The sequence below is a fragment of the Methylobacterium sp. 1030 genome (genome assembly GCF_040544715.1).
Taxonomy (GTDB): Bacteria; Pseudomonadota; Alphaproteobacteria; order Rhizobiales; family Beijerinckiaceae; genus Methylobacterium.
Genome location: NZ_JBEPKM010000005.1, coordinates 86,205 through 106,964, shown reverse-complemented (window position 1 = coordinate 106,964; position 20,760 = coordinate 86,205). Strand labels below are relative to the sequence as shown.

21 protein-coding genes and 2 tRNA genes are annotated in these 20,760 nt (G+C 71.8%); 12 read left to right on the top strand and 11 right to left on the bottom strand.

Annotated features, from left to right (window positions below):
- Positions 1-90: 90 nt before the first annotated feature.
- Together ABIC30_RS08545 and ABIC30_RS08540 are read right to left on the bottom strand one after the other, a co-directional pair.
- On the bottom strand, positions 91-1,956 hold the full coding sequence (locus ABIC30_RS08545) for a glycoside hydrolase family 15 protein (protein WP_042671675.1): 1,866 nt from the start codon (positions 1,954-1,956) through the stop codon (positions 91-93).
- A gap of 126 nt (positions 1,957-2,082) precedes the next feature.
- On the bottom strand, positions 2,083-3,327 hold the full coding sequence (locus ABIC30_RS08540) for an acyl-CoA dehydrogenase family protein (RefSeq protein WP_234082729.1): 1,245 nt from the start codon (positions 3,325-3,327) through the stop codon (positions 2,083-2,085).
- Between the two features lie 124 nt (positions 3,328-3,451).
- Between ABIC30_RS08540 and ABIC30_RS08535 the strand changes: the two genes are divergently transcribed.
- Together ABIC30_RS08535 and ABIC30_RS08530 are read left to right on the top strand one after the other, a co-directional pair.
- Complete coding sequence (locus ABIC30_RS08535) at positions 3,452-4,207, top strand: response regulator (RefSeq protein WP_020092151.1); 756 nt, start codon at positions 3,452-3,454, stop codon at positions 4,205-4,207.
- A complete protein-coding gene (locus ABIC30_RS08530; protein ID WP_020092152.1) occupies positions 4,204-5,613 on the top strand; it encodes an ATP-binding protein in 1,410 nt (469 codons plus the stop codon). Before ABIC30_RS08535 ends, ABIC30_RS08530 begins: the two co-directional genes overlap by 4 nt.
- A 24-nt stretch (positions 5,614-5,637) precedes the next feature.
- Here the strand turns inward: ABIC30_RS08530 and ABIC30_RS08525 are convergent, their stop codons facing one another.
- Positions 5,638-7,794 (bottom strand): methyl-accepting chemotaxis protein, encoded by a 2,157-nt coding sequence (locus ABIC30_RS08525; protein ID WP_091676677.1) that lies wholly within the window; start codon positions 7,792-7,794, stop codon positions 5,638-5,640.
- A 415-nt stretch (positions 7,795-8,209) separates the two neighbouring features.
- Between ABIC30_RS08525 and rocF the strand changes: the two genes are divergently transcribed.
- From rocF to ABIC30_RS08510, 3 genes are all read left to right on the top strand, one after another.
- On the top strand, positions 8,210-9,178 hold the full coding sequence (gene rocF, locus ABIC30_RS08520; protein ID WP_354454687.1) for an arginase: 969 nt from the start codon (positions 8,210-8,212) through the stop codon (positions 9,176-9,178).
- Positions 9,178-10,038 carry an urease accessory protein UreD gene (locus ABIC30_RS08515; RefSeq protein WP_354454685.1) on the top strand — a complete coding sequence of 287 codons (861 nt, stop codon included), beginning with the start codon at positions 9,178-9,180 and terminating at the stop codon, positions 10,036-10,038. The genes rocF and ABIC30_RS08515 overlap by 1 nt, the downstream gene beginning before the upstream one ends.
- A gap of 117 nt (positions 10,039-10,155) precedes the next feature.
- Positions 10,156-10,229, top strand: a tRNA-Cys gene (locus tag ABIC30_RS08510).
- A 48-nt stretch (positions 10,230-10,277) separates the two neighbouring features.
- Here the strand turns inward: ABIC30_RS08510 and ABIC30_RS08505 are convergent.
- Together ABIC30_RS08505 and ABIC30_RS08500 are read right to left on the bottom strand one after the other, a co-directional pair.
- Positions 10,278-11,957 (bottom strand): methyl-accepting chemotaxis protein, encoded by a 1,680-nt coding sequence (locus ABIC30_RS08505; RefSeq protein ID WP_354454789.1) that lies wholly within the window; start codon positions 11,955-11,957, stop codon positions 10,278-10,280.
- Between the two features lie 318 nt (positions 11,958-12,275).
- Positions 12,276-12,512: a hypothetical protein gene (locus ABIC30_RS08500; RefSeq protein WP_056527886.1), complete on the bottom strand. Its 237-nt coding sequence runs from the start codon at positions 12,510-12,512 to the stop codon at positions 12,276-12,278.
- A 268-nt stretch (positions 12,513-12,780) separates the two neighbouring features.
- Here ABIC30_RS08500 and ABIC30_RS08495 point away from each other — a divergent pair.
- From ABIC30_RS08495 to ABIC30_RS08485, 3 genes are all read left to right on the top strand, one after another.
- Positions 12,781-12,856: transfer RNA gene (locus ABIC30_RS08495), tRNA-Asn, on the top strand.
- 344 nt (positions 12,857-13,200) lie between these two features.
- Positions 13,201-13,425 (top strand): hypothetical protein, encoded by a 225-nt coding sequence (locus tag ABIC30_RS08490; protein ID WP_234082735.1) that lies wholly within the window; start codon positions 13,201-13,203, stop codon positions 13,423-13,425.
- Between the two features lie 126 nt (positions 13,426-13,551).
- Positions 13,552-13,794, top strand: a complete 243-nt coding sequence (locus tag ABIC30_RS08485; RefSeq protein WP_020092159.1) for a hypothetical protein — start codon at positions 13,552-13,554, stop codon at positions 13,792-13,794.
- Between the two features lie 116 nt (positions 13,795-13,910).
- On the opposite strand, the gene ABIC30_RS08480 is transcribed toward ABIC30_RS08485, so the two are convergent.
- The 3 genes from ABIC30_RS08480 to ABIC30_RS08470 all read right to left on the bottom strand — a co-directional run bounded on the left by ABIC30_RS08480 (position 13,911) and on the right by ABIC30_RS08470 (position 15,277).
- A complete protein-coding gene (locus ABIC30_RS08480) occupies positions 13,911-14,582 on the bottom strand; it encodes a BA14K family protein (protein ID WP_020092160.1) in 672 nt (223 codons plus the stop codon).
- 125 nt (positions 14,583-14,707) lie between these two features.
- The gene (locus tag ABIC30_RS08475; protein ID WP_026604776.1) at positions 14,708-15,025 is read right to left on the bottom strand and encodes a hypothetical protein; all 318 of its coding nucleotides are present in this window, start codon (positions 15,023-15,025) and stop codon (positions 14,708-14,710) included.
- Positions 15,026-15,094: 69 nt separating this feature from the next.
- On the bottom strand, positions 15,095-15,277 hold the full coding sequence (locus tag ABIC30_RS08470) for a hypothetical protein (RefSeq protein WP_012319429.1): 183 nt from the start codon (positions 15,275-15,277) through the stop codon (positions 15,095-15,097).
- Positions 15,278-15,753: 476 nt separating this feature from the next.
- Here ABIC30_RS08470 and ABIC30_RS08465 point away from each other — a divergent pair, with 476 nt between their 5' ends.
- From ABIC30_RS08465 to ABIC30_RS08455, 3 genes are all read left to right on the top strand, one after another.
- A complete protein-coding gene (locus ABIC30_RS08465; RefSeq protein WP_103986338.1) occupies positions 15,754-16,419 on the top strand; it encodes a cell wall anchor protein in 666 nt (221 codons plus the stop codon).
- 72 nt (positions 16,420-16,491) lie between these two features.
- Positions 16,492-17,070: an NADPH-dependent FMN reductase gene (locus ABIC30_RS08460; RefSeq protein ID WP_103986337.1), complete on the top strand. Its 579-nt coding sequence runs from the start codon at positions 16,492-16,494 to the stop codon at positions 17,068-17,070.
- 345 nt (positions 17,071-17,415) lie between these two features.
- Positions 17,416-17,748 (top strand): hypothetical protein, encoded by a 333-nt coding sequence (locus ABIC30_RS08455; protein WP_020092164.1) that lies wholly within the window; start codon positions 17,416-17,418, stop codon positions 17,746-17,748.
- A 322-nt stretch (positions 17,749-18,070) separates the two neighbouring features.
- Here ABIC30_RS08455 and ABIC30_RS08450 read toward each other — a convergent pair whose 3' ends face one another.
- On the bottom strand, positions 18,071-18,286 hold the full coding sequence (locus ABIC30_RS08450) for a hypothetical protein (RefSeq protein ID WP_020092165.1): 216 nt from the start codon (positions 18,284-18,286) through the stop codon (positions 18,071-18,073).
- Between the two features lie 305 nt (positions 18,287-18,591).
- Between ABIC30_RS08450 and ABIC30_RS08445 the strand changes: the two genes are divergently transcribed.
- The gene (locus tag ABIC30_RS08445; protein WP_020092166.1) at positions 18,592-18,744 is read left to right on the top strand and encodes a hypothetical protein; all 153 of its coding nucleotides are present in this window, start codon (positions 18,592-18,594) and stop codon (positions 18,742-18,744) included.
- Between the two features lie 3 nt (positions 18,745-18,747).
- Here ABIC30_RS08445 and ABIC30_RS08440 read toward each other — a convergent pair whose 3' ends face one another.
- Both ABIC30_RS08440 and serA read right to left on the bottom strand, forming a co-directional pair.
- Positions 18,748-19,227 carry a hypothetical protein gene (locus ABIC30_RS08440; RefSeq protein WP_026604777.1) on the bottom strand — a complete coding sequence of 160 codons (480 nt, stop codon included), beginning with the start codon at positions 19,225-19,227 and terminating at the stop codon, positions 18,748-18,750.
- A gap of 154 nt (positions 19,228-19,381) precedes the next feature.
- Positions 19,382-20,632: a phosphoglycerate dehydrogenase gene (serA, locus tag ABIC30_RS08435; RefSeq protein WP_354454680.1), complete on the bottom strand. Its 1,251-nt coding sequence runs from the start codon at positions 20,630-20,632 to the stop codon at positions 19,382-19,384.
- Between the last annotated feature and the right edge of the window lie 128 nt (positions 20,633-20,760).

Here is a 20,760-nt window from a genome sequence, read left to right as displayed (position 1 = left end):
CGGACCGGCCGCCCGCTGCCACGCCAGCGACACTCGCTTGGTCAACGGCGACGTGGCGTGGACCGGCCCGCGCCGGGGGCCGGGGCGCCGCTACTCGGCGGCCGACCGCGTGACGGTCTCCGCCCCGTCGTCCACGCCGAAGCGCGCGATGCTGTCCTCCAGCCGCAGCGCGGCGTTGATCAGGGCCATGTGGGAGAAGCCCTGCGGCGTGTTCCCGCGCTGTGCCCCGGTGGCCGGGTCGATCTCCTCGGCGAGCAGCCCGACATCGTTGCACCGGGCGATCAGGCGCTCGAATGCGGCCCTAGCCTCGCTGGTCCGCCCGTCGAGGGCGAGGCAGCCGACCCGCCAGAACGCGCAAGCCGTGAACGTGCCCTCGTCGCCCTCCAGCCCGTCCTCCATGCGGTAGCGGTAGATCAGGTCGCCGACGCCCAGTTCGCGCTCGACCGCCGCCAGGGTCTCGCGCATGCGCGGCTCCCGAGGGTCGAGAGCCCCGAACAGGGCGACGCGCAGGACCGCGGCGTCGAGGTGGTGCGAATCGTAGGCGCCGACATAGGCCCGCTTCTCGGCGTTCCAGCCCTTCTCCAGGTATTCCGACCGGATCTCGGCGGCGATCCGCTCCCACTCGGCGATCCTCGCCTCGGGCACGCCCGCGATGTTGCGGGCGATCCGGGCCGCGTCCCGCAGCGCGACCCAGATCATCGCCTTGGTGTGGACCTGCTGGCGCGGCCCGGTGCGCAGCTCCCAGATGCCGTTATCCGCGTCGTGGCGGTGGCGGATGGCCCGGGCGGTGAGGTTGTCCAGCACCTCCGGCAGCCGATCGTTGACCTTCTCGGGCGGGTCGTAATCGACCGCCTCGAGGAAGACGCACAGCGCCCGGATCAGCTCGCCGTAGATGTCGTGCTGGTCCTGGCACTCGGCGATGTTGCCGATCATCACCGGCCCCACGCCGTTCCAGCCGGCGAGGTGGCTCAAGGCCTCCTCCGGCGGCATGTCGCCGGCGATGCCGTACATGAGCCGCGTCTCCCGCCCGAAGGTGCCGTCGCGCTCGCGCAGGAAGCGCAGGAACTCGGACGCCTCGCGGACGTAGCCCAGCATCACGAAGGCGGTGACCGTGAAGGCGGCGTCCCGCATCCAGGTGAAGCGGTAATCGTAGTTGCGGTTGCCCGGGACCGCCTCGGGCAGGCCGGCCGTGGCCGCCGCGACGATCCCGCCCGAGGGTGAGTAGGTCAGCAGCTTCAGGCACAGGGCGGACCGCATCACCGCGTCCCGGTAGGCGCCGCGATAGGTGCTCCGGGCGCACCAGCGGCGCCAGTAATCGGCGGTCGACTCCAGCCGCCTTTGGGCGCCGGCGAAATCCTCGATGCAGGCCTCGTCCTGATCCTCGCCGTGGGTCAGGACGAGGTAGGCGGTCTCGCCCTCCGCGAGGTCGAAGCGGACCTCGGCCGCGTCGCCCGCGAGGGTCGGGCACGCGTGCGCGTTGACCCGCACGCGCCAGTCACCGGCCTCGAACAGGACCGACCCGCCCTCGACCAGCGGGGTGCAGGGGCGGCGGGCGTAGTCGAAGGTCGGGCGGATCCGGAACACGCCCGAGACCCGGCCCTGCTCGCAGGTCAGCAGCCGGATCAGGCGGCTCTCGCTCTCGCCGTCCGGCCCCTCGTCGGGCTCCGGGCTCGGCGGGTTGACGGGCATCAGGTCGACGAGGCGCGCCCGGCCGGTCTCCGTGGTGAAGGTCGTCTCCAGGATGTTGGTGTCGGGCAGGTAGCGGCGCGCGCTCCCGGTCGGGCCGTCGAGGGCGAGGCTGCACGATCCGCCCTTCTCGTCGTCGAGGAGCTTCACGAACAGCGCCGGCGAATCGTGGCGCGGCCAGCACAGCCAGTCGATGGAGCCGTCCCGGGCGATCAGCGCGCAGGAATGGGTGTCACCGATGAGGGCGTAATCGCTGATGGGCTTCGACACGGGGCTTCCGGATGGCGGCACCCGGTCCGCCGGGCAGGACAGAGTCCTGAGGTAGCCGGGCGGCGCCGGGCGGGGAGTCCCGATCGACGATTCGCCGCACGGCCGCGCGCGATCGCTCCCGGTCGGTCAGGCCCCGGGCCGCGGCAGCATGCGGTCGCTGATGATCCGCCGCTGGATCTCGCTCGTGCCCTCGAAGATCGTCGTCAGCCGCGCGTCGCGCCAGTAGCGCTCGACCCGGCGCTCGGTGGTGTAGCCGTTGCCGCCGTGGAGCTGCATCGCTTGGTTGGTGACCCGAACCGCCATCTCGGTGGCCAAGAGCTTCACCATCGCCGACTCGCTCTCGGCGGCCTCGCCCTGGTCGAGGAGGTGGGCGACCTGATGCCAGAAGGCCCGCGCCTGCGCGACCTCGGCGGCCATGTCGGCCAGCGCGAAGCGCAGCGCCTGGAAGTCGCCGATCGGGTGTCCGAACTGGACGCGCTCCTGCAGGTAGCTCTGGCAATCCTCGACCGCCGCGCGTGCGACGCCGACGGCCCGGGCCGCCGTGTGCACCCGGGCGATGTTGAGGCCGCGCTGGACGGCGGCGAACCCTCCGGAATCCGCGTCCGCCCCCTGGTCGCCGTAGAGCCCGGTGAGCCGGTCGCTCTCGGGCACGCACACGTCCTCCAGGCTCAGCTCGAAGGTCTGGAAGCCGTGATAGCCGATCTTGTCGATCACCCGGCCGGTCACGCCGGGCGGGAAGCTGTCGCGCTCCTTGAGCACGAGGAACGGCTCGAGGCCGGCCGAGCGCGACTCGCCCGGCTCCGGGTCGCGGGTCCGGGCCAGAACCTCGATGAAGTCGGCGCCCTTGGCGAATCCCGCCCAGCGCTTGGTCCCGGTGATCCGCCACCGGTCGCCGTCGCGCACCGCGCGGGTCTGCACGCCGGCGAGGTCGGACCCGGCATCGGGTTCCGACAGCGAGATCGAGCCGATCCACTGCCCCCGGGCCGAGCGCCGGATCAGCTCCGCCCGGCGCTCCGCGTCGAGGGTCTGGGTGCCGAGGCCCTGACCGCGGGCCAGGATGCTGCCCACCGAGAGCCAGGCCCGGGCCAACTCCTCCGAGACGAGGCAGTACTCGAACACGCCGAGCCCGAGGCCGCCGTGCTCCGCCGGGATCGTGATCCCGAACCAGCCCTTCTCGGCCATGGCGTCGATGAGCGACCGCGGCATCTCGGCCTTGTGACGGTCGAGCTCGTCGGCGAGCGGCAGGACGGTGTCGCGGGCGAAGGCCCGGGCCTCGTCCTGCAACGCCGCCCGCGCCTCGGTGCGCCAGGGCGAGGCGAGTTCCGGCGGCTTCGGCGCGATCAGGTCCTTCCGATCCTCGGTTCCGGTCATCGTTCCCCCCTGTGATGTGACGCCGTGTGGCAACTCAGTTCAGGTCCGTGCGGGAAACACGCGCTTACAAAATGGTTCCGTGCCCCATCTTCGATTAATCGGCGGACGGGGTCATAATAGCTTGATGATGCAGGCCGAACCGCAGACCGACTCCTTCGCGATGAGCGCACCCGCAACACCCCACATCCTCGTCGTCGAGGACGATCGGGAGATCTCGGCGCTGATCGCGCGCTACCTGCGCGGCAACGATTGCCGCGTCACGCTGGCTGGCGACGGCGCCGACATGGACCGGGTCCTGGCGGAAGCGCGGATCGACCTCATCGTGCTCGACCTGATGCTTCCCGGCGAGGACGGGTTGAGCCTGTGCAGGCGCCTGCGCGGCACCTCGCAGATCCCGATCCTGATCCTGACCGCGAAATCCGAGGACGTGGACCGGATCCTCGGCCTCGAACTCGGCGCCGACGACTACCTCGCCAAGCCGTTCAACCCGCGGGAGCTGCTCGCCCGCATCCGCGCCATCCTGCGCCGGGTCGCCGCCGAGGCGCCGGACGCCGACGAGCGGCGGCGGCTGCACTTCTCAGGCTGGACCCTCGACGTCTCCCTGCGGCAGGTCCTGTCGCCAGAGGGTGCGCGGATCTCGATCACCGGCGCGGAGTTCGACCTCCTCCACGCCCTGTGCCTCCGGCCGGGGCGGGTGCTGTCGCGGGACCAGCTCCTCGACCTCACCCAGGGCCGGGCCGCGGGCCCGTTCGAGCGGAGCATCGACGTGCTGATCTCCCGGATCCGCCAGAAGATCGAGCGCGACACCCGCAACCCGGAATTCATCCGCACGATCCGCTCCGGGGGCTACCTGTTCACGCCGGAGGTCACGCGGTCATGAGCGGGCTGGAGCGGCTCCGCGCGCGGCTGCGTCCGAAGACCATCGCGGGCCAGATCGCGCTCCTCGTGGTCGCCGGCATCGCCGTGGCGCACGTGGTCGCCACCGCGGCGTTCCTGATGCTGCACGAGTCGCAGAATCCCGACACGCTGCCGGGCGTGGCCGCGAGCCGCCTCGGCGTTCTGGTGAGACTCATGGACGCCGCCGACCCGGCGGCGCGACCGGCGCTGCTGGCGAGCGGCCGCAGCCTGCCGCTGATCCAAGTCGAGCCCTGGGACGGGACGGTGCCGCCGGGGGCGAAGCCGGCCCCCGACCTGCCGGTGATCCGCAAGCTGCGCTACGGCGCCGGCCGGCCGGTGACGATCACCGATCTCGCCGCGGCCGACCCGGCGCGCGACAAGTCGGACGGCCGCCTCCATATCGGCATCGTCACGCCGGCGGGTGTGCGGGTCCAGGCGACGCTGCCGAACGATCCTCTGCGGGGACCCCGCCAGGGGGCGCTGATCTTCACCGTGGTGTTCCTGGCGCTGACGCTGGCGCTGCTCTGCGTCTGGGCCACGCGCGCCCTCACGGCGCCGCTGAAGCGGCTCGCCGGCGCGGCGGAAGCCTTCGGCGCCCGCGACGACCACGTGGCGCTGCCGGAGGCGGGGCCGCGCGAGGTGCTCGCCGTGTCCCGGGCGCTGGACCGGATGCGGTCGCGCGTCCGTCGCCTGATCGACGACCGGACGCAGATGCTGGCGGCGATCAGCCACGACCTGCGCACGCCGATCACCCGGCTGCGCCTGCGCGCCGAGTTCATCGAGGACGAGAACGCCCGGGCCTCGACCCTGCGCGACCTCGACCAGATGAACGGCCTCGTCGAGGCGGCGCTCTCCTTCGTGCGCGACGGCCAGATCCGCGACGCGAACAGCCACAGCCTCGTGGATCTCGCCTCGGTGGTGCAGACGGTCTGCGACGACTTCTCGGATTTCGGCGCCCCGGTCAGCGTCAGCCGCAGCCGGCACGTCCTGGTCCAGGGCCGGCCCGAGGAACTCCAGCGGGCGGTGACCAACCTCGTGGACAACGCCGTGAAGTACGGCGGCCGGGCCGACGTGCAGATGGAGGCCTCCGAGCGCGGCGTCCGGGTCTGCATCCTGGACAACGGCCCGGGGATCCCGGAGGCGGAGCGCGAGGCGATGCTCCAGCCCTTCGTGCGCGGCGACCGGGCGCGCAATCTCAACGAGGCCAGCGGCTTCGGCCTCGGCCTCTCGATCGTGCAGGCCATCGTCGAGGCCCATAACGGGCGCCTGCGGCTGGAGAACCGCCCCGAGGGCGGGCTCTGCGCGGCGATCGAGCTGCCCCTGGCCGCCCAGGCCTTCGCGGGGCGCGCGGCGCAGAAGCCCGCGCCGCTCCCGGCCGAGGCGGCCTGAGGCCGCCTCGGGTCACGTTCGCTTCTACGCCGCCCGCACGTTGCGGAGGAACTGCGCCACCTCGGCGCGGAGCTGCTCCGAGCGCGTCGCCAGCGAGTCGGACGCCTGCGCGACCGAGTCCGCGGCCTCGCCGGCATCGCCAGCGACCCGCGCGACCTCGGCGATCTCCAGGGTCATCGTGCCGGTGCCGGCCGACGCCTGCCCCATGCTGCGCACGATGTCCTGCGTGGTGACGCCCTGCTGGTCCACCGCGGCGGCGATGCTGGTCGACACCTGGTTCATCGCCTCGATCTGGGCGGTGATGCCCTGGATCGCCCCGGCCGCGTCGCCCGTGACCGTCTGGATCGAGGCGACCTGACGGCTGATCTCCTCGGTGGCGCGGGTGGTCTGCGCGGCGAGTTCCTTGACCTCGGCGGCGACCACCGCGAAGCCGCGGCCCGCCTCGCCGGCGCGGGCGGCCTCGATCGTGGCGTTGAGCGCCAGCAGGTTCGTCTGCCCGGCGATGGTCGAGACCATGCCGACCACATCGCCGATGCGCGTCGCGGCGGCGGCGAGGTCGGTCATGGTCTGCTCGGCCCGGCGGGCCTCGCCGACGGCGGTGGCGGACATGCCGGCGGCCTGCTCGACCTGCCGGCCGATCTCCTGGACGGTCGCGCCGAGTTCCTCGGCCGCGGCCGCCACGGTGTTGACGTTGTCGGAGGTCTGCTGCGCGGCCCCGGCGACGCTGGTCGAGCGCTCGGAGGTGCTGGAGACCGCGGCGCGCATCGTGTCCGAGGCGCCCTGAAGCTCCGTGACGGCGCCGGTCAGGCCCTCGACGATGCCACCGACCGAGTGCTCGAAGCCGTCGGCCAGCTGCTTGAGCATGGCGCGCCGGCTCTGCTCCTCGCGCAGGCGCGCGGCCTCGGTGGTCTGGAGCTGCTGGGCGGCCTCCTCCAGCGACATGTCGCGGATCGTGACCACGGCGCGGGCGATGTCGCCGATCTCGTCCCGCCGCTTGCTGCCCGGCACGTCGGTCAGCGCCTGGCGATCGGCGAGGGCCTTGAGCGCGCGGGTGAGGGCACCGAGCGGCGCCACGATCGAGCGGGCGAGCAGCAGGCCGAGCAGGGCCGTTCCGGCGAGCACGAACAGGCCGGTCAGGATCAGCGTGCGCGACAGGGCCTGGACCGCGTCGATCGCCTCCGCCTGGGTCTGCTCCGCCACCACCGTCCAGGGCGCGCCCAGGACGGTCACCGGCGAGGCGGCCGCCATGTGGGTGCCGTTCTCCGCCGCGAAGTCGACGGGACCGCCGGCCTTGACCCGGTCGGCGGCGAGGCCGATCCCGGCGAGGCCCGCGCCGGCACGCACGCCGGGGTTCAGCGGCGGGTTGCTGCGCAGGAGGCCGTCCGCGCCGACCGCCAGGATCTGGCCCGTGTCGCCGAGACCGGTCCGCTTCGACAGCGTCTGGTCGAACAGGGCCGGCGTGACCCGCATGACGATGAAGCCGATCCGCTCGGCCGCCTGCGCGGTGCCCATGGCGACGTTGGCCCGCTTGGTCATGGCGCGGCCGAGGAAGGCGGCCGGGACCCCGTCCACCGGGTAGGCGGCGAAATCCTCGTACAGGACCGCGCCCGGGTCGGCGGATTTCAGGCGCTCGACGAGGCGCGCGAGCGCCGTCCCCGCCAAGCCGTCCTCCGTGACCGCTTTGCCGAAATCGGCGCCCTTCGTCGTGGTGTAGTCGATCCGGCCGTTGTCATCGATGAACATCAGGTCGGCGTAGCCCGGCTGGGCCACGAGCTTGCGCGCCACCTCCTGGACCTTGACGTGCCGGCGGGCATACATCGACGACATGCCGCTGCCGTCGAGGGCGACCCGCGCCTCGGCGGTCTGCGGCGCGCGGAACGCCGCGATGACGCTCTCGGTGTCGGGCTTCGCCGGGTCGAGGTTCTCGAGCAGGTCGGGGAAGTTCGAGACGATCTGCGGGTGGGCCGCCACCGCCAGGAAGTCGGCCTGCGCCCGATCCGCCACCAGCTCGATCGCGTCCCGGCGCGCCGCCGCGGCGAGTTCGAGGCGCTCGTGGGCCGCGGTCATCAGACCCGCCCGCGCCGAGTACCAGCTGAATCCGCCCATGGCGGTGGCGCTCAGGAGCGCCAGGCCGACGGTCGTCGCGGGAAGGCGCGTGCTCAGCCGCGATAGCGAGATCATGATGCCCCTGTACTCTTTGGAAGATTGGTTTGACGTGAACCAATCGCCCAATCCTTATAAAAATCTCGTAAACACCGATACACCGCTCAAAACTTGAGCACACGCGGAACATACAACTTAAAGAACAGTCTAGGCACCATGATTCCAAGTTGTGAATGGTCGAGCGCCCGTTCCGGCAAGATTTCGCCGCGCGGGTCGTCACGGACGCCCGCGCGGCGTTGAGGGATGCGCGGCATCCGGCGAAGTTTCGGCCAGCCCGTTTCGGGCAGCCCGTCCTCCCGCAGCCGCCCCGGACACACCGTCACGGATCTTGCTGACCGATCCCGTCTCGCGGTCGGCGTCATCGGCCGGTTATGAGTCCGGGTGGTAGAGCGGCCGCGGAGAACGGTCGCTTCGTGACGGCGATGGAGGTGGGATGAGCGGCGAAGACCAGCCGGACCGGGCGCGCAGCATCGCGCTGATCGGGGCCCCGATCGAGGTCGGGACCAGCGAGGCCGGCGCCCTCATGGGCCCGGCGGCCCTGCGCACGGCCGGGCTGTTGCGGGCGCTCGCCGAACTCGGCCACGCGATCGCGGATCGCGGCGACGTCGCCCCGGACGGACCCGCCGGGACACGCGGGCTGGACGGTGTCGCCGCCTGGACGCGGGCCCTGTCCCGCGCCGTGGAGGACGCCCTCGACGCGGGGGCGCTGCCGCTGACCGCCGGCGGCGACCACAGCCTGTCACTGGGCTCCGTCGACGGGGTGATGCGGCACTGCGCGCGGCGCGGCCAGCCCGTCTTCGTCCTCTGGCTCGACGCCCACGCCGACTTCAACACGCCGGCGACCTCGCCCTCCGGCAACGTCCACGGCATGCCGCTCGCCGCCCTGTGCGGCGAGCCGGGCTTCCCGCCGCTGTTCGCCGAGCCGGCGCCGGCGCCCCTGCCGCCCGCCGACGTCCACCTGTTCGGCCTCCGGTCGATCGATGCCGGCGAGCGCGCCCTCGTGACGGCGCGCCGGGTCGGCGTCACCGACATGCGCACGATCGACGAGTTCGGCGTCGTGGCGCCCCTGCGGCGGGTGCTCGACCGCGTCGCCGCGCGGGGCGCGCACCTCCATGTCAGCCTCGACATCGACTTCCTCGATCCGTCGATCGCCCCGGCCGTGGGCACCACCGTTCCGGGCGGTGCCACCTTCCGGGAGGCCCATCTGATCATGGAGATGCTCCACGATTCCGGTCTGGTCCGCTCCCTCGACGTGGTGGAGCTCAATCCCTTCCTCGACGAGCGCGGCCGCAGCGCCCGGGTGCTGGTCGAGCTGGTGGCCAGCCTGTTCGGCCGGCGCATACTCGACCGGCCGACCCTGCCGATCGAGGCCGTGCCGGCAGAGCCGGCCGGGCGCGCCTGATGCACGGCCCTCTCGCGCACTCATCCGCGCCCGAGATGACCGCGCCCGCGCGCCAGCGCTCGGACGGGCGCGTCCAGCTGCGTGTCGGACTGGCCCGTCCGGGCGGCGCGACGCGCATCCTGGATCTGGCAGAAGCCGGGCCGTCGCGGCTGCGCTTCCCCCGGGGCACCGGCGCGCCGGAGGCGGTCCTCGTCAACACGGCGGGCGGCGTCGCCTGCGGCGACACCTTCGCCATCGACCTCACGCTCGAACCGGGGGCTGAGCTGGTTCTGACCACGACGGCGGCCGAGAAGATCTATCGCTCTGACGGCCCCGTGAGCCGCATCGTCAACACGCTGCATCTGGGGGAGGGGGCCGGCCTCGCCTGGTTGCCGCAGGAGACGATCCTGTTCGATCGGGCCCGGGTGCGGCGGCGCTTCGTGGCCGATCTCGCCGAGGGGGCCGCGCTGCTCGCCGTGGAGGTCGTGGCGTTCGGCCGCGCCGCCCGGGGCGAGCGGATCGGCGACGGGCTGTTCGCGGATTCCTGGCGGATCCGCCGGGGCGGGCGCCTCGCCTACGCCGACGACCTCCTGCTGGAGGGGCCGATCAGCGACCACCTCGCTCGCCCGGCCATCGGCGGCGGCGCCCGCGCCTGCGCGACGATCCTCGACCTCTCCGCCGGGGCGGAGGCGCGCCTCGAGGAGGCGCGGACCCGGCTGGCCGAGGCCGCGTCGCCCGGGACGACGGCGGCGGCGAGCGCCTGGAACGGCCATCTGGCGGTCCGCGCGCTAGGCGACGCGATCGGGCCCCTGCGGGGGCTCGTCGCCCGCTTCCTCGCGGGCTACCGCGGCCTGCCGATGCCGCGGGTCTGGCAGAGCTGACGCGGTCCGCGCGATCCGGGCCTCGGGGCCGTTGCCTGCGACCGCCGACCTCTGCTAGAGACGCGCACCCGGAGCTGTCCGCCAAGCTCCGGACGGGACGGCAGCGCCGTTCGGGAAGGCCTCGTGGCGGAGTGGTTACGCAGAGGACTGCAAATCCTTGCACCCCGGTTCGATTCCGGGCGAGGCCTCCATCCTTCCCAGACAGATTGTGCCGGCCGTGACGGGCCGGTGCGCGCCCGTCAGGCGCCGTGGACCTCCACCATGAAGGTCTCGATCGCCCGCTGCAGGCTGTGGGTCCCGGCATTGACCCGGGCGGCGCTGCCGCGCACCTGCCCGGCCTGCGCCTCGTTGGACGCGGCCGCGGCCTGAACGCCCGCCACGCTCTCGGAGACCTGCCGGGCCTCCGCGGCCGCGCCGAAGATCGCCCGCGCGATCTCCTGGCTGGCCTGCCCCTGCTGGTCGGTGGCGTCCGCGACCTCGGAGGCGATCAGGCTCATCCGGGCGATGGTCTCGCCGATCGTGCCGATGGCGCCGACCGTGCGCCCGGCGGCCCCCTGGATCGCCCCGACCTGCCCGGTGATGCGGTCGGTGGCGAGCGCCGTCTGGCCGGCCAGCGCCTTCACCTCCGCGGCGACCACCGCGAATCCCCGCCCCGCGGCGCCCGCGCGGGCCGCCTCGATCGTGGCGTTGAGCGCGAGGAGGTTCGTCTGCTCGGCCACCTCGCGGATCAGCGTGACCACGGCGCCGATCTCCTCGGCCGCCTGCGAGAGGCTCATCACCGTCTCCTTGAGCCCCTGCGTGTCGGAGAGGGCCGAGGTTGCGATCGCGCTGGTGTGACGGACCCGCGCCTCGATCTCCCGCGCCGAGGCCGAGAGCTCCTCGGCCGCGCTGGCGATGCTGTCGACGAGGCCCGCGCTCTGCTGCGACGCTCCGGCGACGACGGCCGACTCGGCCGCCATCGCGCCCGCGTTGCCCGAGAGCGTGTCGGCCGCCACCTGCATCGCCTCGGCCGAGTCGGCGAGATCGGTGACGGCGCGGTGCGTCTCGGCCTCGAAGGTGCGCGTGGCCGCGGCCAGGGCCTCCGCCCGGCTGCGGTCGCGGTCGCGCCGCGCCTGCGCCTCGGCGTCGAGGTCGCGCTTCTCGATCAGCGCCGTCTGGAACGCCGCGATGGCGGCGGCCATCTCGCCGATCTCGTCCCGGCGATGCGTGAACGGGATCGCGCGGCCGAGATCGTTGGCGGCGAGCGCCGTCATCCCGTCCTTGAGCCGATGCAGCGGCCGCCGCACCTGGCTCACGATGATCCAGATCGCCGCGAGGAGGCCGAACGCCAGCGCCGCGGCCGGCACGGCCACCAGGGTGATCCGCGCCCGACGGCGGTCGGCCGCGTCCGCGGCGCGACGGGCGTTCAGGCGGTTCAGCACCTCCCGTCCGAGAATGCCGATCTCGGCGACCATGCGCTCGCGGTTCTTCACGGTCGCCTCGTCGGTCGCCTGGATCAGCGCGGCCTTGGGCGAGACCGTTAGGCCGAGTTCGGCCGTATCGGTCTGGTAGGCGACGAATTCCTTGACGAAGAGGTCGAACCGCCGCCGTCGGTCGGCGGGGAGCTGATCCTCCATGGCCTCGAGGAAGGGCACCCGCACCTGCTCCACGGTGGCGAGGGCGTCGTGGAGCGCCGACAGCCGCGTGCGCGCCTCGGTCGTGTCCTCCGCGGTGTAGAGGGCCGTAGCCTGCACCACCGCGTGCTCGATCGCCTGCCCCAGGGCGCCCGCCTGAAGGCCGGCGTTCCAGATCCGGTCGGTGGCGGCCGCCCGCTTCTGCTCCCAGTTCGATTGTCGAACCGCGAAGGCAGCGATGCCGATCGCCACCAGGGCCAGCAGCCCGATCACCGCGGAGAGCTTCAGGCCGAGTGAGATGCGCATGGCGACGAGCCGCTTCTGGCCGGAGATTCGTGTCACGGCAGCTATATCGAAGCAAATCTTTTTGAACAGGTAAATATAGCCGGCAAAAACATTTATCTTATACTCCGAAGATCCGAGATCTTTGCCATCGCGCAGCCCGGCTCAACCTCAGCATCCAGGGGCTCATCGGAGGACGAATTCGCGGATCTCGGCCGGTGCCGGATTGTCAGTTCAGTCTCGCGAGCGCTGTCGGCAGATGCGCCGGCAGGCAGGAGGACTGTTTCGCCCGGACGAAGCTGGATCGCCGCGCGCCCGACCGCGCGGGACACGGGTCGGCGATCAGGGCAGGCGGATCTCGGTCCGACCTGGGATGCACGGCTCCGGAAGCGGTAGGGCGGCCACGATCTCGCGACGGAGATCGTCGCGCTGGGCCTCCACGAGGTCGGGGAGGATATCGGCCTCGTGCTCGTCCAGGGCCGCGATCAGGCGGGGGTGGTCGGCGCTCCACTCGAAGGCAACGCGCACCTCGCGTTCGGCGTAGGGGTCCTGTGGGTCGAGGCAGCGATGGGTCGGCATAGCGGCAGGGTCGTCACACCGGCGCGCCGGCAGGCGGTCCCCGTAGGAGCAGGAGACGACAGACGGATGACCTCCACCGGCCGCGGACCGGCAGAGCCGGCGACGGGCCTCGGCGGCGATGTTGCCGATCAGTCACATTCCGGGCCTCCCGACCTCCGCGGAAGGCGCCACGCGCTGTGTCGGGGGGCGCAGCGCGTCGGTTTGGACGCGGATCGTGCATCGAGGCCCTTGCGTCCCGCCATCCCGGTGTGTAGAGACCCCCTCGTGATCCCCGATAGCTCAGTTGGTAGAGCAGGCGACTGTTAATCGCCTTGTCGCAGGTTCGAGTCCTGCTCGGGGAGCCATTCACTTACCAACATCTTGATCGAACTGAGTTTTCGGCTCTCTCTCCCGTCCCGGGTTCTGAGGTTCGGGAACAGCGTTGCCGTTCCGGCATCCGTCAATACGTGCGACGTGCCGTGTTCGACTGGCGCGATGCGGGCGTGCCGGCGCCTCTGCCGACCGATGCCGTCGCAGATCGATCCTCCACACTCCCCGCGGGATCCGGCGCGCGGTGGCGCCGATGGATGGCGGGATGTTTCGCGCGCCCTCGAACGTCTACGTCGTGCGCCCGTGCCGCCCGCCCCGTTGTGGCGCGGCGCGCTGAGCCACGACGACAGGCACGGCGGTGATCCCGATGTCGGGCGGCATGCTCGGTTCCCTGGCCCTGGCGGCCGTCTTCACGCTGGGGTGCTTCGGCATCCACAGCGCGCGCCGGCATCCGGACGCGGTGACCATCGGTCTGTTCCTCCTGCTCGGCCTGCTCGCGTCCCTGTATGTCGGCCAGCACGTCGGACCGGACGCGCACCATCCCACGTGGCAGCACGAGGCCCTGTATCGCGAGAGCGCGCCGACGTCGCATCCGACGATGTGACGGATGCGGCATGGCGCTGTCGGAGCGCGCGGCGACATCGACTGTGATCGATCGCGACGACTGTCGCGTGTGGCCGATGGCCTCGCGGTGACCTAGTTCCCGGAGCCCTCCTGCGAGAGACCGGCCATGGCTTTCCCCGATGCGAACGAACCCAGCGCCCCGTCGATCAGCGCCCTCGAGCTGGTCAATACCCTGATCGAGCGCAAGGAGAGCGGCGAGCCGGTCGACGCCGACATCCTGTCCTTCCTGACCGACATGGAACGGCTCGGGCTCACCGACACCGATGCCTACGCGACGCTCGACGCGTATCGGCCTGGGCCCGCACGGGGTGCGACCGGCGGGGATGACGCGAGCGAGGCGGACGCCTAGCGCCGGCGATCCGCCGCGCCGTCCTGGCCGGTCGTGACGATGGCACCTTCATCCCCGCCGACGCCGCGGCGGGGATGGTCCGAGCCGGATGCGGCCGTCGTCAGGACGGTCGCGGCTCACCGGCAGCGGTGGCGACGTCCATCCCGGCCGAGATAGGTTCCGCTCTGCGGGTCGTAGGATCGGAACCGGCGCGCGCAGTAGCGGTCGTCGTCCGCGACGCGGTAGGTTTCGGTGTCGGCGTAGCCGTACGTGACGGGCGCGTAACCGCCGTAGTACCCGGTGTCGTAGCCGTATCCCGGATAACCGTAGCCGCCGTACAGACCGCCCACGGCGACGCCGAGGCCGAGCCCGTATCCGCCCCGTCCGTATCCGTATCCATAGGGGCGGCCGTAGTAGCCGCGGTTGTAGCCGTAATGGCGATGATGACCGTAGCCCCGGTGGGCGCCGAGCCCGTGCCCGAACCCGGGATTGGCGAATCCGCCGCCGACAGCCGGTCGGCCGAAATTGTGGTTGCCGAAGCCGTTATTGGCGAAGCTACCCCCTCCGGCACCGGCAGCCGGCCCGAAGGCGTGATTGCCGAAGCCCCGGTTGGCGAAGCCGCCGCCCGCGGCGCCAGCCCCGACACCGGGACTGCTGAAGCCGCCGCCGCCGACGGCCGCGGCTCCGAAATTGTGGTTGCCGAAGCCGTGGTTGGCGAAGCTGCCCGCCTGCGCCTGGGCTCCGGTCGGCGCCCCGAGAAGAGCGCCGGCAAGGATTGCCGACGCGATCGCTGTGACTGTCGTGTTCATGGTCGCCACTCAGGCTGTGTTGCGTCTACTCTGATCAACGTCGCGCCCGAGACGGCCAATCCCGCTTCCTTTTGTCCCGCCACAGATCGGAGAGCGGCGCGCCGCCCTGCTCGTGAGCCGGAGACCTACGAGTGTTGCTGGGCCTTGAGGCTGCTCTGCGCCCCGGACTCGTCCGTCTTCGGGTTCGCGAGGCCGCTCGTGTTGCCGTCGGTGTCGGCGTCCGTCTCGGCAACCACCTGCCGGTTGCCGGCGTGGTCCTGGTACTGCTCGGTCTGGACGTTCTTGCTGTCCAGCCCGCGCTCGTCGCTGTGCCGCGACTTGTCGCGGTTGCTGAGCACCATGTTCTCCGGCAGCACGCCTTCGGGCAAGTCCGACATGGCCCCGGATCCGGTTCCCTTGCCCTGAGCGCCGGGACCGACTTTGTGCCGACTGGCATTCGCCATGATCTCTCTCCGATGCGGATCAACACGTCTCGGGCACGGCGGCTCGCGGTGCCCGCGCGGATCGGGCGGTCAGCGATCCTGCTGGTAGCCCTGGTTGGTGGTGTTCACCTTGGAGTTTCCGGCCTGGCCCACCTTGTCCGGATCCTTGGTCTGGGATCCGGCGCGCCCTTGCGTGAGCGGCGCTTCGGTGGCGCTGCCGGGGCCCTTGTCGGACCGGTTGGCCGGCGGAACGGGCGGTGGCTTGGTCGTCATGTGCACCTCGTGGTGACCAGTAAGGAGCCAACCCGACAGGGTACTCATCGTTCCGGGCGCAGTTGTTCCGGCCACGCTCGAGAGCTGAGCCGTGGCGCGCGAATAGAACGACACAGGCACCTCCGCTCATCGCGACTGCGATAGAGCGATCGATCGACTGTTCTACTTCGGACAATCGCGCGACGACGGCGGCACGTCGCGGCTGTTCGAGATTCCGCGCGAGACGATGCGAACGGGCTCGGATCTCCGTGGCGGCGACCGCGGCACCGCCCGAGAAGCTGCGCCGTCGCGACGACCGGCGCGCGCGACCCGACCGAATCCGTGCCGATGCGGTATCCGTCGGTCGGCGCGGCCGGCAGATTCTGCCGCTCGGCCGATCCTGCCGGCCGAGAGCCCGGACCCGCCGCTGAGATCATTGGGAAAATTCTGGAACGACCCGTGCCTGACCACCGTGAGGGCGGTCGCGGAGGCGTACCATGTCGGTCAACACGGTTTCGGGCAGTTCACTCCAGCGGGATCTCGTCAGCGCCCTCAGGCAGGCGCGGGCGGCGAACGTTGCCCGCCTCGATGTCGGCACCGCCGCGACGGCGAACCAGGAGACCGGCAAGCAGGCGGCCGCGGACGACACCGCCCCGTCGACCGGGACGGCCTCGACGCCGACCCTGTCGAACGACCTGATGGCGTCGCTCCTCCAGCTGCAGTCGGACTTCAGCCAGATGGGGCTGCAGAACGGCGTCACGGCGCCCGCGGAAGCCGCGGCCATCGCCGACGACACGTCGACGACCGGCACCGCCACCGGTACGGCGCCCGGTCAGGCCGCGGGCGGTGCGTCCGCCGTCCATCACCATCGCGGCCATCACGGCCACCGGCCGGCGTCGGATGCCGAGCAGAGCGAGGGTGCGGCCCAGGCCGGCACCGCGACCGACGCGTCCGCGGCCTCATCCGCGGCCTCGTCCGCGAGCACGTCCACCAGCACGTCCACCAGCACGTCCGCCACCGCGACCGCCGATCCCGCGACGGCGACCGGCAGCGGCAGCGACCTGCAATCCTTCCTGCAGCAGGTGACCAAGGCGGTGACCGCCTACGCGGCCGGCGGACCGCTCGGCATCGCGGCCGCGCTGACCAGCACCACCAAGGCCTGACGATCCCGGGCCCGGCCCGCGGCTGGAGCGGCGTGGCCGCCTCTGGCATGATCGGGGCAACCGGAGAGCGCCATGGCCCTGACCGTCCCCGTGATCCTCGGCAGCGTTCGGAGCGACCGCATCGGCATCCGCGCCGCGCGCTTCCTGATCGCGCAGCTGGAGTCCCGCGGCCACGCCGCCCCCCTGGTCGATCCGGCCGAGCTGGCGCTCCCGCTCCTCGACCGGATGTACAAGGAATACCCGGCCGGGACGGCGCCGGAGCCCCTGCAGCGCTGCGCCGACCTCTTCCGCCGCGCCGACGCCTTCCTGGTCGTCACGGCGGAGTACAACCACGGTGTGCCGCCGGCACTGTCGAACACGCTCGATCACTTCCTCGAGGAGTATTTCTGGCGGCCCTCGGCCATCTGCTGCTACTCGGCCGGCCAGTTCGGCGGCGTCCGGGCCGCGATGCCGCTGCGGGCCATGCTCGCCGAGATGGGCATGTCCAGCATCCCCTCCCTTCTGCCGATCCCGCGACTCCAGAAGGTCATCGACGCGCAGGGCGTCCCCGCCGAGCCCTGGCTCGCGGCGGCGGCCGGCCGCTTCCTCGATGAGCTGGAGTGGCACGCCGAGGCCCTGCGGGAGCGGCGCCGGGGCGGCACGCCGTACTGACCCGCGGAGCGCCCTCCGGACGCCGCGGGCCCGGGTCGGACGGTGGCTCGAGCGGTGCGGCCCCCAGCATCGCCCCTGCCGGAGCGGAGGTATTCGGACGGCGAACCGGGCCTCCACGCGGGCGTTTCTGTGCGCTGAATCTGTCGAGACGGCGCATTCGATTCTGGAAATGCCCAAATACTCGGCACACGATTGTAGAACAACTGTGCCGGATCGGGCCCGCGAGACGTTGAACCCGCGGAGCGCTCATGTCGCGAGACAGTATTGCGCTGTTGCAAAAAGGTGGCTGCACACAGCCCCGAAGTATGAGAGCTTGGCCGTGTTCCCGAACCCGGACCGATTCCGATGAAGATCGACGAGAGGGCGCTCCTGCAGGAGCGCGTGCGGACGCTTGTCCTGCGCCACGCCCTGGAAGCCGTACTGGACCGCCTCGCGTCGGTGGCGCGCGAGGCCGGGAAAGATGCCGAGACGGAATTCCTGAGCCTGGAGCAGTCGCTCGTCTCGGCCGCGCGCGGTCTCGCCGATCGGGCCACCGCCCAGAAGCTGGCGGTGCTGGTCGCCGTCGAGGACGCGGGCACGACGATCCGGGCCGCGTTCGACAACGCCCATGACCGCCTCGAGGCGCTGCGGCCGGCCCATCTCACCCTCGTCGCACCGACGGCGGCCGTCGCCGCCTAGCTGCGCGCGGTCTCGGGCTGAGCCCGGAGCGCCCGGCGCGGGCGCGATGTCGGTGCGGCCGCGCCTCGGGCTGGGACGCACCGCCGCGGGATCGTCGAGGACAGCGGGGATCTGGAACGCAGGGACCGGAATCCGGGACCGAACGTCCCGCCGCGCAACCGATACAGGCGGCGTCTCCTGCCGCACCGCTCGAAGATCCGGTCCCCGACTCGCCGTGGCTCACCGGAGACGTCCGCGAGGCTCCGCTCCGGCGCGGCCGGGGCTGGCGGAAGCCCGGATCGGGCGGGCGCGTCCGCGACGCGCCCGCCAGCTCACTGCCAGCTCACTGCTTGGCGCGATTGATGATCGCCCAGAGCGCGTGAGCGACGGGCTCGGTGACGGTGCGGCGGTACTTGCGGTGAACCAGTTGCCCGTTGTGGTAGACGTCCTGCTCCACGTAGAGCCGCTCGCCGTCCCAGCGGACGATGTTGTCGGACTCGGTGGTCTCCTCGACGCCGAGATCGCCTCGGAGAATCGAGTTGCCTGTCTGGGTCAGCATACGCGCGTCCTCGTTCACGCAGTCGGTTCTACCCGGGAAGCGCCGCCGCGGCCCGTGCAGCGCGATCCCAGGCAGCCCCCGATGTGGGCAGCATAGGAGGGCATCGGCGGACTTGCCAGCGAGGTGATGGACGCAAGCGCCCGACCGTCACGTCGTCCCCGCCGGCCCCGCGATCCGGGCACGACCTTAACGTTACCCATGTGCGCTTCGGCACGTCCAGCTCGGCCGTAAGGTGCGATCCTTCACAGGCGCACCCAGTCTGTCTGCACGACGCGGGCGGGATCGGCGGCGCGACGGAGGCGTCCATGCTCGCTCGCCCGTTCCGCCTGCTCGCCCCGGCGCTCGCAGCCCTCGGACTCGTGGCCCTGCGCCTCGCGAGCCCGTTCATCGGGCCGGTGTCGCCCGCGCAACCGGCCGCGACCGACGACGCGGGCGTCGTCTTCCGGCACTATCTCTGACGCTCAACCCCGGCGGCTCAGCACGGGAGCAGCGGCCGGCAGCGGGCAAGACGCGCCGGCCGCGGGCCCGAGGATGATGTCGCCTTGGCGCGGGTTGTTGACGGTGAACGGGGCCGTCTCCTGGAGACCGATGAAGCCGCGCCCGATCTGCGGCACGAACAGGTCGCCCCCGAACCGGACGAAGCAGCGGTCGAGCACCGCCTCGTAATCGAAGGTCCGCTGGGTGACCGGGGTCCCGCCCGCGCCCGGCGCACCGCAATAGGCCGTGATGTCGATCTGGCCCGGCCGCGCCAGCCGCACCGGGAGCGACTGGCCGGGCAGCAGCGTGGCGGGCGGGCCGCCGTCCTGACGGGCGACCAGAACGAGGTTCGACCGGTTGTAGACCCGGCGCAGGCAATCCGCCGACGCGCCGGAGACGACCGAGACCGACCCGACGATGCCGAGCACGAGGCCGGCCCATGCGCACGCTACACGCTTCGTCACCGCAATTCCTCCGCCGGCCGGGCGCTCGACCGGCCGAGGCCGTCGATGGTGCCGTCCCTGACTTGAACAGCGGCCAGCTTGGCCGCGCAAGACGAACGCGGCAAGACCCGCCGCGTTCACGCGCGCATCGTAAATTCCCGCGCGCGCCTCGGGATCAGCGGCGCTCGTAGAGGAGGCGGGCCCGGATCGTGCCCGGGATGGCGCGGATCTCGGTGAGCAGCGCCTCGGCATCCGCGTCGGTGGCGTCGGTCTCCAGCACCACGTAACCGACCTCGCCGTCGGTCTGGTAGAACTGCGCGGCGATGTTGACGTGGCCGCGGGAGAACACGTCGTTGAGCCGCCCGAGCATGCCGGGCAGGTTGCGCTGGACGTGGATGAACCGCGTCCCGGTCGGACGGGCCGGGAGCTGCACCTGCGGGAAGTTCACCGCGCCGACCGTCGAGCCGATATCGGAATAGTCCACGAGCTTGCGCGCCACCTCGGAGCCGATCCGCTCCTGCGCCTCCTCGGTGGAGCCGCCGATATGCGGGGTGAGGATCACGTTCTCGAGGCGCTGGAGCGGGCTCACGAACGCTTCGGCGTTCGAGCCGGGCTCCACCGGGAAGACGTCGACGGCCGCGCCCTTGAGATGGCCGTCGCGCAGGGCCGCGGCCAGCGCTTCGAGATCGACCACGGTGCCCCGGGCGTTGTTGATCAGGAAGGCGCCGGGCTTCATCGCCCGGATCTCGGCGGCGCCGATCATGTTGGCGGTGGCGTCGGTCTCCGGCACGTGCAGCGAGACGACGTCGCTCTGCGCCAGCAGGGCGTGCAGCGTCTCGACCGGCTCGGTGTTGCCGTGGCGCAGCTTGTCGGTGTGGTCGTAGAACAGCACCCGCATGCCCATGGCCTCGGCCAGGGTCGAGAGCTGCGTGCCGATATTGCCGTAGCCGACGATGCCCAGCGTCTTGCCGCGCACCTCCAGCGAGCCCACCGCCGACTTGTCCCAGCGGCCCGCGTGGGCGCCCACCGAGCGCGGAACGATCCGGCGCAGCAGCATCACGATCTCGCCGATCGTCAGCTCCGCCACCGAGCGGGTGTTGGAGAAGGGCGCGTTGAAGACCGGGATGCCCCGGTGGCGCGCCGCGTCTAGGTCGACCTGGTTGGTGCCGACCGAGAAGCAGCCCACGGCCAGGAGCCGGTCCGCCGCCTCGAAGGCGGCCGCGTCGAGCTGCGTGCGCGAGCGGATGCCCACCATGTGCACGCCCTGGAGCGCCTCGTGCAGGGCCTCCCGGTCCAGCGCCTTCGGCAGGCGGGTCAGGTTGGTGTAGCCGGCCGCCCGCATCAGCGCCACGGCGCTGTCGTTGATGCCCTCGAGCAGCAGGACGCGGATCTTGTCCTTCGGCAGGGAAAGCTTGTCGGGCGTCATGGGCGTCGATCGTCTGGCAGCAGGCCGGGCCGGGCGGTGCCGGCAGGCCCTGGAGTCGAGCGGCCTGGGATAAGAGGGCGCCGTGTGCGTTGCAACATGGCGCGGTGACGGACCGCCCCGCTTGACCG